9 protein-coding genes are annotated in these 9,614 nt (G+C 71.8%); 2 read left to right on the top strand and 7 right to left on the bottom strand.

What is annotated here, in order from left to right; genetic code table 11:
* Window positions 1-20: 20 nt before the first annotated feature.
* Entirely contained in the window at window positions 21-794 is a 774-nt protein-coding gene (locus tag ACIQOV_RS00125; RefSeq protein ID WP_401043108.1) for a tyrosine-protein phosphatase, read from the top strand.
* A gap of 448 nt (window positions 795-1,242) precedes the next feature.
* On the top strand, window positions 1,243-1,941 hold the full coding sequence (locus ACIQOV_RS00130; RefSeq protein WP_401043109.1) for an aminoglycoside phosphotransferase family protein: 699 nt from the start codon (window positions 1,243-1,245) through the stop codon (window positions 1,939-1,941).
* Between the two features lie 19 nt (window positions 1,942-1,960).
* On the opposite strand, the gene ACIQOV_RS00135 is transcribed toward ACIQOV_RS00130, so the two are convergent.
* The 7 genes from ACIQOV_RS00135 to ACIQOV_RS00165 all read right to left on the bottom strand — a co-directional run.
* Window positions 1,961-2,785 carry a hypothetical protein gene (locus ACIQOV_RS00135; RefSeq protein ID WP_401043110.1) on the bottom strand — a complete coding sequence of 275 codons (825 nt, stop codon included), beginning with the start codon at window positions 2,783-2,785 and terminating at the stop codon, window positions 1,961-1,963.
* 30 nt (window positions 2,786-2,815) lie between these two features.
* The gene (locus ACIQOV_RS00140) at window positions 2,816-4,489 is read right to left on the bottom strand and encodes an urease subunit alpha (protein ID WP_401043112.1); all 1,674 of its coding nucleotides are present in this window, start codon (window positions 4,487-4,489) and stop codon (window positions 2,816-2,818) included.
* Complete coding sequence (gene ureA / locus ACIQOV_RS00145) at window positions 4,486-5,193, bottom strand: urease subunit gamma (protein WP_401043114.1); 708 nt, start codon at window positions 5,191-5,193, stop codon at window positions 4,486-4,488. The genes ACIQOV_RS00140 and ureA overlap by 4 nt, the downstream gene beginning before the upstream one ends.
* Before the next feature lie 31 nt (window positions 5,194-5,224).
* Window positions 5,225-6,808 carry a hypothetical protein gene (locus ACIQOV_RS00150; protein WP_401043116.1) on the bottom strand — a complete coding sequence of 528 codons (1,584 nt, stop codon included), beginning with the start codon at window positions 6,806-6,808 and terminating at the stop codon, window positions 5,225-5,227.
* A 69-nt stretch (window positions 6,809-6,877) separates the two neighbouring features.
* The gene (locus ACIQOV_RS00155) at window positions 6,878-7,810 is read right to left on the bottom strand and encodes a phosphotransferase enzyme family protein (protein ID WP_401043118.1); all 933 of its coding nucleotides are present in this window, start codon (window positions 7,808-7,810) and stop codon (window positions 6,878-6,880) included.
* Complete coding sequence (locus ACIQOV_RS00160; RefSeq protein WP_401043120.1) at window positions 7,807-9,222, bottom strand: condensation domain-containing protein; 1,416 nt, start codon at window positions 9,220-9,222, stop codon at window positions 7,807-7,809. Before ACIQOV_RS00160 ends, ACIQOV_RS00155 begins: the two co-directional genes overlap by 4 nt.
* Window positions 9,219-9,614 (bottom strand): nitroreductase family protein (locus ACIQOV_RS00165; RefSeq protein ID WP_401043122.1); only part of this gene is annotated, 396 nt, incomplete at its 5' end. The genes ACIQOV_RS00165 and ACIQOV_RS00160, both read right to left, overlap by 4 nt.

A 9,614-nucleotide genomic window follows, 5' to 3' on the forward strand; every position in this document is an offset into this window, starting at 1 on the left:
GCGGCCACTATCCTTTTCACATGACAGAGCCTGACGGAACGCCAGGGTCGGCAAGTCACCTCATTCCGGCACAGAGAAACACGCCGGATGTACCGAACGTGCGCAACTTCCGGGACGCTGGAATCGCTCAAATGTGCCCCGGCAGACTGTACCGATCCGGATCGCTGAACCGGCTGACCGAAGAGGGAGCCGAACGTCTTCGGAAACTCGAAATTCGGACAGTAGTCGATCTCCGGAGTGGCGTGGAGAGTAATGTCTGGCCTGGGATGACGCATGGCCTCGACATCGAGTGGATCTCCAATCCCGCCCTTCCCGCGCTGGACGATCTGAAAGCGATGGGATTCACGGACTTCTCGGGGTTCGAGGGAAAGCCGTGGCCGGTGGACCCGGAAGCCCTCTACCCGTTCATGGCCGTCTACGCGGCCCCAGCGATCGCTGTGCTGGTCAAGCACCTCGTCGTTCCGCAGGCGCTGCCGGTCGTGGTGCAGTGCGCGGTGGGAAAGGACCGGACGGGGATCGCGGTCGCGGTGGTGCAGTCGCTCCTGGAGGTGTCGCGGGCCGACGTGGTCGCGGACTTCACGCGATCCAACGTCGAACTCGAGCTGACGGCAGGACCGACTTCCTTCCTCGACGAAGCGGGTGTGACGCGCTACTCGCACCCGGTCAGTGAGGGTCTGCTGGCGTCGGCCATGGACACGATCCTGTCCGCGCACGGCTCCCTGCCCGCCTACCTGGCGCCGCACGGAGTCACCTCCGCCGACCTCGAGGCCCTCCGGTCCAGGATGCTTGCCTGAACGGACAGCTGGAACTGCGCCCGCGGCCCTGAGGCTGCGGGCGCAGCCATGTACGGAGAGCGGGCCGGCGCGGATGCCCAGGGCGCTCCGCGTCGCCCGTTCGGGCGACACCCCGACCACAGGCCGGAACTTCGCCCCGGGTCTCGCAGTCGGCGCGCACGAGGGTCTTCGCAGGCCGCAGCGGGTCGACTCTGATCAATTAGGCGAATCCGGCCCGAAAAATTCGATCTTGAAGAGGTCGAACTGTACTTCGGTGGCGGCGATTCGGCCACCCCCTCGGGCCTCTCACCCCTTGGCTCGTATAACATCGCTCGGGTCGCAGGGTGAGCTCTGGAGTCCTAGCGTGGCAGTGTGCCACAAGGGGACCGGTGCGCCTATTCGTGATCTAGGTATGGGAGCGGCTGGAATGGCTGATGCGCCTGGTGTTGTCGCACTGACCGGCGGACGGATGACCGAAGGCGTCGTCCGGGTCGGAAATTCCGTGCGAAGGCCCGCAAAGGAATCCTCGGAATTCGTCGCCGCCCTCCTCAAGGTATTCGAGCACCAGGGATTCGACGGCGCCCCGCGGTATCACGGCCAGGCCGACGGGATGGATATCCTCAGCTACCTTCCCGGCGATGTTCCGGCGCGCTTCCAGCTGTGGACGGACGAGCAGGTGGCTGCGGCCGGCAGGCTGCTGCGGTCCATGCACGACGCGACCCGCGGGAGCGAACTGGCGGGCCGCTCCCAGATCGTCTGCCACCGTGACGCCGCCCCGAACAACGCGGTCTTCGTCGACGGCCTGGATGGCCTGCCGGTGGCCTTCATCGACTTCGACGGCGCCTCGCCGGGCTCGCCCCTCGAAGACCTCGGCTACGCGTGCTGGACCTGGTGCGTGGCCTCGAAACGAGGGGACCAGGTGGAGCGGCAGGCCGATCAGGTGCGGATCCTCGCCGACGCCTACGGCCTCCAGGGGCCCGAGCGGGGCGTCCTGGTCGACGCCATCATCGAGCAGCAGGCGCGTAACGCCCGGTTCTGGGCCGAGCTGGAGGCGTCGGGAACAGCGTCCGCCGGTCCCGACGCCATCGCCCAGAGCATCGCCTGGAGCCGACGCGAACTCGCGTTCGTCGTCGTGAACCGCGAGGTCTTCGAGGCCGCACTCGCCTGAGCGCCGCCGGCCCCGGTGCTCACACCGTCGGCGGCGTGAGCACCGGGGCCGGCGGGAGCCCGAACATCGCGCCGCTGGTTCGTGCCAGTGTCGCGACGTCCACGGGTTGCCCGCTCGCGGCCACGTACGGGGCAACAGGCTGGTCGAACGGCGGGTTCACCAGGTAGAGCACCGTGATGCGCTGCTCCAGGTGGTGGTTGCGGACCTGGTGGTAGAGCGGCGGGATCTGGCTGGCGGTCATCGTGGTGAGCACGCTGCCGGGCATGACGAGCAGGCGGCCGTCGGTGACAGCCGCCTGCCGCATCTGACCGTCGGTCTCGATCTCCAGGCCGGGGCCGTCGGAGGTGGCGAGGGTGAACAGGTGGCCGTCCTCGTGGCGGTCCTGGAGCAGGTCCCGCTCGTCGTCGCGGAGGTACCAGTTGATTTCCAGGTAGGACGCGGCGCGAAAGTGAAGGTCGTCGCCGCATCCGTAGTGGCCGGCCAGGCCAGCCAGCACCTGGTCGGCGGCGTCGGCGGCGACCCGCCAGTACGCTCCGAGGGCCTGGAGGAACGGCGCGACGGTGTCGGCCTCGTGGCCGGGGATCGCCGTCGGGTCGTCCGCCCGGTAGACGAAGCTGCTGTTCATGTCGGGCCGGTCGGGGGTGACGGAGTACTGCCGCCCGTAGGGCCGGTAGCCGAAGTTGAAGTCGCTGCTGCCGTGCCGGGCCTTGGTCCTCTCGTTCTGGGTGAAGAACCGCGCCGCCTGGGTGCGCAGCTCCGCGAGGACCTCGGCGTCCGCGGTGGGCAGGGGGATCGTCGCGTGGCCGCGGTCGAGGAGGTCGCGGGCCGGGTCGGGGTTGGACATGCGGGTGCTCCTGGGGGTCTCGGGCCGGGGTTACAGGAAGTAGAGCTGGCTGAGTGCGGTGGTCTGGGCGGGCGGGGAGCTGATGGGGTCGCCGTCGAGGGTGACGGCCCCGGTGCCCGGGTGGACGCGGACGTCGCTGAGCCGGTCGTTGCGGTGCATGTCGGCGAGGCCGATCGTGCGGGTGTCGCGGACGGCGACGCGGCGGCGCCGGGTCGGAAGGGTGTCGGTGCCGCTGTCGTGCGCGGCCCGGCTGACGAAGGCGACGGACAGGTCGGCCGCGGTGGCGCCGTACGCTCCGACCTGGGGTCCGAGGACGAGGGGCTGGCTGGTCTCGGTGGAGGCGTTGGGGTCGCCGGTGGCGCCCCAGGCGGGGTAGCCGGCTTTGAGGACGAGGTGCGGCTTGGCGCCGAAGTAGGCGGGGTGCCACAGGACGATGTCGGCGAGGCGGCCGGGGGTGAGCGCGCCGATCTCGTGGGCCATGCCGTGGGCGATGGCGGGGTTGATGGTGAGCTTGGCGATGTAGCGCAGGACGCGTTCGTTGTCGTCGTCGCCGGGCTCGGGGTCCTGGGCGCGCATCTTGGCGGCGACGGCGAGGGTGCGGCGGACGGTTTCTCCGATGCGGCCCATGGCCTGGGAGTCGGAGGAGGTGATGGGGATGACGCCGAGGTCGTGCAGGACGTCCTCGGCGCCGAGCGTGCCGGTGCGGATTCGGTCGTGGGCCATGCGCCGGCAGTCGGGGTCGTCGGGGTCGAGTCGGTGGACGGTGGCGATCATGTGGAGGTGCTCGGCGGCGGTGTCGCGGGTGTAGGGCAGGCTCGGGTTGGTGGAGGAGCCGATGATGTTCGCCAGGCCGGCCAGTTGCAGGATGTTCGGCGCGTGGCCGCCGCCGCAGCCCTCGACGTGGAAGGCGTGCAGTGTGCGGCCGCCGATGACTGCGAGGGTGTCCTGGACGAACATGGCCTCGTTGAGGGTGTCGCTGTGCAGCGCGACTTGGACGTCGTGGTCGTCGGCGACGGTCAGGGCGGTGTCCAGGGCGCGGGCGTGGGCGCCCATGTCCTCGTGGACCTTGAACCCGGAGGCGCCGCCCTGCTCCAGGGCGCGCAGCAGCGGGCCGGGGTGGGAGGAGGAGCCGCGGGCCAGCATGGCGATGTTGACCGGGAAGGCGTCGAAGGCGCGCAGGGCGTGGCGCAGTTCGGTCGGGCTGGTGACGCCGCAGCCCCAGGTCGGGCCGAAGTTCTGGGAGACGATGGTGGTCACGCCGGCGGCCAGGGCTGCGCTCATGATGCCGGGTGAGCAGAGGTGGACGTGGGTGTCGACGATGCCTGGGGTGGCGATGAGGCCCTCGCCGGGGATGACGGTGGTGCCGGTGCCGGCGAGGACGTCGACGCCGTCCAGGGTGTCGGGGTTGCCGGCGCGGCCGACGGCGGTGATGCGGCCGTCCTTGATGCCGATGGAGGCCTTGCGGACACCGAGGAGGGGGTCGATGATCAGGGCGTTGCTGACGATCAGGTCGCAGGTCTGGTCGGTGAGGCGGGCCTGGTAGTGGATGCCGTCGCGGCCGGTCTTGGCGTAGCCGGTCAGGAACTCCTCGCCGCGCTGCTGGGCGTCGGCTTCGACGCGCAGGGTCAGTCCGGTGTCGGCCAGGCGGACGCGGTCGCCGGTGGTGGGGCCGTGCTGCTGTGTGTAGGTGAGGTGGCTGCTCACAGGTCGCCTTCCTGGTCGGTGGAACCGGTGTCGAGGAAACCGTCGGCGTGGGCGCGGGTGAGCGCGGCCTCGTACGCGCCGGGCGCGTCGAGGGGGCCGTCGACCAGGCCGGCAAAGCCGATGACGATGCGGTCGCCGCCGATCGGGGTCAGCTCGACCTGCTGGGTGGTGCCGGGCTCGAAACGGGTGCTGGCGCCGACCGGCACGGCGAGGTGGCGGCCGTAGGCGGCGCGGCGGTCGAAGGCCAGGGCCGGGTTGGCTTCGAAGAAGTGGAAGTGCGAGGTGACGGTGACCGGCACGTCGGAGGTGTTGGTGACCTCGATCCGCACGATGTCGGCGTACTCGGGCGGCGGCTGGTCGGCGGGCACGACAGCGCCAGGCGCCGTCGTGGGGTCGGCGGCCGGGCCGAGGGGGTTGGTGATGACGATGAGCTTGGAGCCGTCGGTGAAGACGGCTTCGACCTGGATCTCGGTCAGGATGCCCGGCACCTCGGGCAGTACGTCCGCGGGCGTGAGGGCCGCGCGTCCGGCGGCGACCGCGTCCTCGAGCCGGCCGCCGTCGCGGGCGGCCTCGCAGGCGGCGTGCGAGATGAGCGCGATCGCCTCGGGCACGTTGAGCTTCACGCCGCGCTGGTGGCGCTCGCGGGCCAGGAGCGTGGCCGAGTACAGCAGCAGCCTGCCCTGCTCGGCGGGGGTCAGGTGCACGAGGTCTCCTTCCGGAGGGGGGCGGTCGGGTTCATTCGCCGATGACCACGCCGCAGGACTTGGCGTGGGAGCGGATCGTCGCGCGCGCCTGGGCGAGGTCGTCGAAGCCGATTTCGGGCATCACCGCGAGGGTGTAGTCCCGCATCGCGTCCTCCGGCATCACCACGTCGCGGTGCGCCCAGCGGGCCGAGACCGCGGCGAGGGTGGCGTCGTCGGCGACGGTGAGGCCGAGCTTCGCGGCGGCCTGCCGGGCGGCGTCGGGGGTGGTGAGGTAGGTGTAGTCGCGGGCGCCGGGCTGCGGGGAGAGCACCTCCACGTCGACCGCCGAGAACACGCCGTGCTTGCCACCCTCGGTGATCAGGGCCAGGATCCGCTCGAGGTTCTCGGCCAGCAAGCCCCTGGTCATGCCGAGGTGGCCGACGACGAACCCGGCGCGGATCAGCATGCCGTGGTCGCGGGCGACGGTGATCGCCGTCGAGTTGAGCTCGTACAGCTTCTCGGCCTCGGCGAGGACGTCGCGGCGCTGGCCGCCGACCGGCTTGTTCATGGCGGCGAGCGACAGCGGCGCACCGGCGTCCATGCCGATCATGATCTGGCGTACCCCGAGGGAGGTGAGCAGCGCGGTCTTGCGGGGGTCGGCGATGCCGTCGGCGCGGCCGTAGCCCACCAGGAGGGGCCGCTCGTCCTCGGCGAGCGCGGACCACCAGGCAGGGGCGTCGGCGGCCATGCCGGTCAGCAGCTGGGCGAACGTCAAGGGCAACTCGTCGGCGGTCAGGTAGTGGTAGTCGTAGCCGGCGTTCCAGGCCGCTTCGATGGCGGTCCACGCCTGGGCGGGGCCGAGCTGGTTGCGCCACAGCCCGGGGTGGATGGAGCAGAACGAGCAGGCGTCGTCGGCGGCGAACTTGACGCAGCCGCGGCCGATGTCGACTGGTACGCCGGCGGTGACGGTGCGGCCGAGCAGCTCGTGGATCCGTGGGGCGATCCGGTGGCCGAACTGCCGGGTGTACAGCGGTGTCTGGAGGAAAGCCCTGTCCACCAGGGTGTAGTCGTAGCCGGAGAAGACCGGCTCCGCGCGCGGGGCTGTGGTGTGCACGCGGCCGTCGGCGCGGTACACCAGGCCGGGGAACGCCGCCGGGTCGATCGGCACTCCGGCGCGCAGTGCGCCGATCAGGTCGGTGAAGGAACCCACGACCTCATTGCCGACGAAGCCGTAGTCCAGGCTGCTGGATGCGTTCATGCACGCCTCGGCCAGGGAACTGAAGTGGTCGTTCCCCGCGACGGTGACGATCCGGGCGTCGGCGGCCTTGGCGTGCCGGGCGATCAGGACGCCGGCCTCGTAGCTCGCGGTCAGCATGCCCAGACAGACCGCCAGGATTCGGTCGGCGTGGGCGGTGATGTAGTCGAGGACGTCGTCCAGGGGCGTGATCGTGCCGTCGACGTAGACCGGCTCCAGATCCGGGTTCGCCGCGAGGGAGGAGACGAGGGACAGCGCGCCCAGGCACAGGAAGTCCGACCAGTCGGAGTGCTCCTCGGGACGGGTGACGGTCAGCAGCCGACCGGTGATGACGGTGTTGGAGTTGGGCGGGACGACGACCAGGACAAGATCACGGGGCATGGCGGTTCGCTCTCTGCAGGGTCGGGGCGCACCCCGGCGGGCGCGCGGTGTCGAGGTGGCTGGCCGGGCTCACAGCTGAAGCTGCGGCCACCGGTCGGCCAGGGAGGCGGCGAGGTGGTGCATGGCGGCGGCCGAGCGCCTGGCCGGCAGGCGGCGGTGCTCCTTCTGCCAGCGGTGGCGGCGCAGCGCGACGAGGACGGCCGCGTACAGGGCCGCGTCGCGCACCAGGCCGCCGTTCAGGGCGGTTCCGCTGCCCTGCTGGTAGCCGGCCAGCAGGTGGCGGGCGTGACGCGGGGAGAATCCGCTGCGGCAGCAGAGACCGAGCAGCGCCATTCCCACGTCGAGGTGGGGCAGGTCCATCGAGCCGTCCTCCCAGTCAAGGAACACCAGGCTTCGGCCGCGGCCTCGGACGATGATGTTGTCCGGGAACAGGTCGGCGTGGACCGGGACGAGGGGGCCGTCGTGCTCGGGGACGTGGCCGACGGCATGCCAGGTGGAGCGCGCCCACCGGCCGAACGCGCTGTCAGGTAGCGAGGCCAGAGTGGCGGCGTCGTCCTCGTCGAGCCGAAGGTGCGGGCGCAGCGCGCTGTCGAAGTCGGCCCGCGCGCCTTGGTGGACGTGTCCGAGGAGGAACCCGGCCTCGTGGACGAGGCGGGCCGGCAGCCGGACGGGGCTGCGCCCGGCGACGAAGTCGCAGACGATGACCGGCCTGCCGCCGAACCGGGTGACCCAGCCGCCCTCGCGCAGCGGTCGCAGCCGCGGCGCGGGGGCGCCGGTGAGCTCCAGGTGCCGCAGGAAGCGGGCGTACTCCTCGGCCTGCGCCGGCGTCTTCTTGTTCAGCACGGTCACCACGACCGTGCCGGCTACCGTCCGCGCCTTGAGGTGGGTGTTCTCCATGCCGCCCGGCAGCGGCCGTGCCTGCCGCAGCGTCAGTCCGTAGGCGTCGAGCAGGCCGGCGGCATCCTGCTCGGTGAGCGGCACGTGGGCCTGGGCGGTGCTCACCGGGTCTCCGGCGTCGCCGGGGGAAGGGCGGCGGTGATGTCGGCGACGGTGGTGTGGGGGTCGGTGACGGCGCGAAGCGCCTGGTCGAGGCCGGTGAGCGTGGCCGCGATGCCGGGCCTGGTGAAGGTGTCGGTACGCCAGGTCAGCGTTCCGGCCAGCCGGCCGGAACGCTCGTCCAGGACCCAGCGCTGCTCGATGCTGGTCGGCGCGCGGCGGGGGCCGATCCGCTCCAGGTCGATGTCCTCGCACCGCACGCCGTCCAGCGTCATGGAGGTGGTGCGCATCGTGTTGAGCGCGAGCGTCACGCGGTACAGCGGGCCCTCCCCGAGGACGCCGGTGTCGCGCAGGTCCTGGTAGAGGTCCTGAATGGGCAGGGCCTGGTGCTCGATGGCCTCGGTGACGGCGGTGTTCGCCTCCGCCACCAGCTGCCCGGCGGTCATCGTCGGGTCGATGCGCAGCCGGATTACGGCGGTGTTCACGAAGTAGCCGATCAGGTGCTCGGCGCCGGGCCGGGCCCGGTTGGAGATCATCATGCCGATCCGCACGTCCGGCTCGCCGCCGGCGTGGTGGAGGACCAGGGCGAGCGCGGCGAGGAACGGCCCGGCCACGCCGCCGCGCTGCGCGCTGGTGGCCGCGGTCGCGCGCAGGTCCCGGACGAGGTCGCCGGGCACAAGTACCGGCTCGACGTCCACCGGGCTCAATCCGCCGGGCGACGGCTCGGCCGGGTGGCCGGGCAGCGGCGGGGCGAGTCGGCGGCGCCAGTAGGCCAGCTGGCGCTGCTCCTCGGGGCCGCCACGCTCGGCGCGCATCTGCCGGCTGTGGGCCGCGAAGGTACGGGGGATCGCGGGCAGGTCCGCGTCCCGCCCGGTGTGGGCGGCGTTGTAGAGCTCGGACAGGTCGCGGTAGAGCACACCGATGGACCAGCCGTCACTGACGGCGTGGTGGATCTGCAGCAGCAGGACGTGCCACTCCTCGGCCAGGCGCAGCAGGTGCACGCGGAAGAGGGGGCCGTGGCGGGGGTCGACCAGGTGGGCCGGGGCGTGACCCAGCAGTTCCTCGGCCGTGGGGACCTCCTGCCCGGCCGGGAGGTCGAGCGTGCCGACGGTCATCGGGTCCGGGGCGTGGTCGGCGACGAGCTGCACGGGTGTGCCGTCGGGTCGGCGGCGGAAGCTGGTGCGCAGCGCGGACTGCCGGGCGACCAGCGCGGTGACGGCGTGCCGGAGTGCGGCGGTGTCCAGGGGGCCGTCGATGCGGATGGCGGCGGTGTCGATCGGCCGCAGCCGGGTCGGGGTGCCCGGGGCGGGCCAGGAGCCGTCGGGCAGGGCGAACTCGGCGTCGAACAGGCGCTCCTGGCCGGGCGAGAGCGGCGCGATGGCGGTGACGACCAGGGGCGCGGTGGCGGTGGTGGTCATGCGGGCTCTCCCTCGGTGGCGGGGTGGTCGGGGATGCCTCCGAGGAGGGTGTGCAGCAGTACGAGGTGCTCGCCGCCGGGCAGCATCCAGCGGATGCGGTCGAAGTCGACGCCGTGCACCGGGGCCAGAGCCAGGCCCGCCTCGGTGGCGGTGTGGCACAGCAGCTGGCCCATGTAGCCGGCGTTCAGCAGGGCGAGGGGCTCGGCGTCGCATCCGTACAGCGGGGCGGAGTCGGCGGGGTCGGTCGCCAAGAGCACGGCGAACGCCGCGGTGTTGGCCAGCGGCCGGTTGGCCGGGCCGAGGTGGATGCCGGGGTCGAGGTCGATGTCCGGGGCGTGGGGGGTGAGGTCGTGGGCGTCGGGGTGGTAGCCGTACAGGCCGCCGGGCAGGCC

Source organism: Kitasatospora sp. NPDC091257 (genome assembly GCF_044757675.1).
GTDB classification, from domain to species: Bacteria; Actinomycetota; Actinomycetes; order Streptomycetales; family Streptomycetaceae; genus Kitasatospora; species Kitasatospora lactacystinica.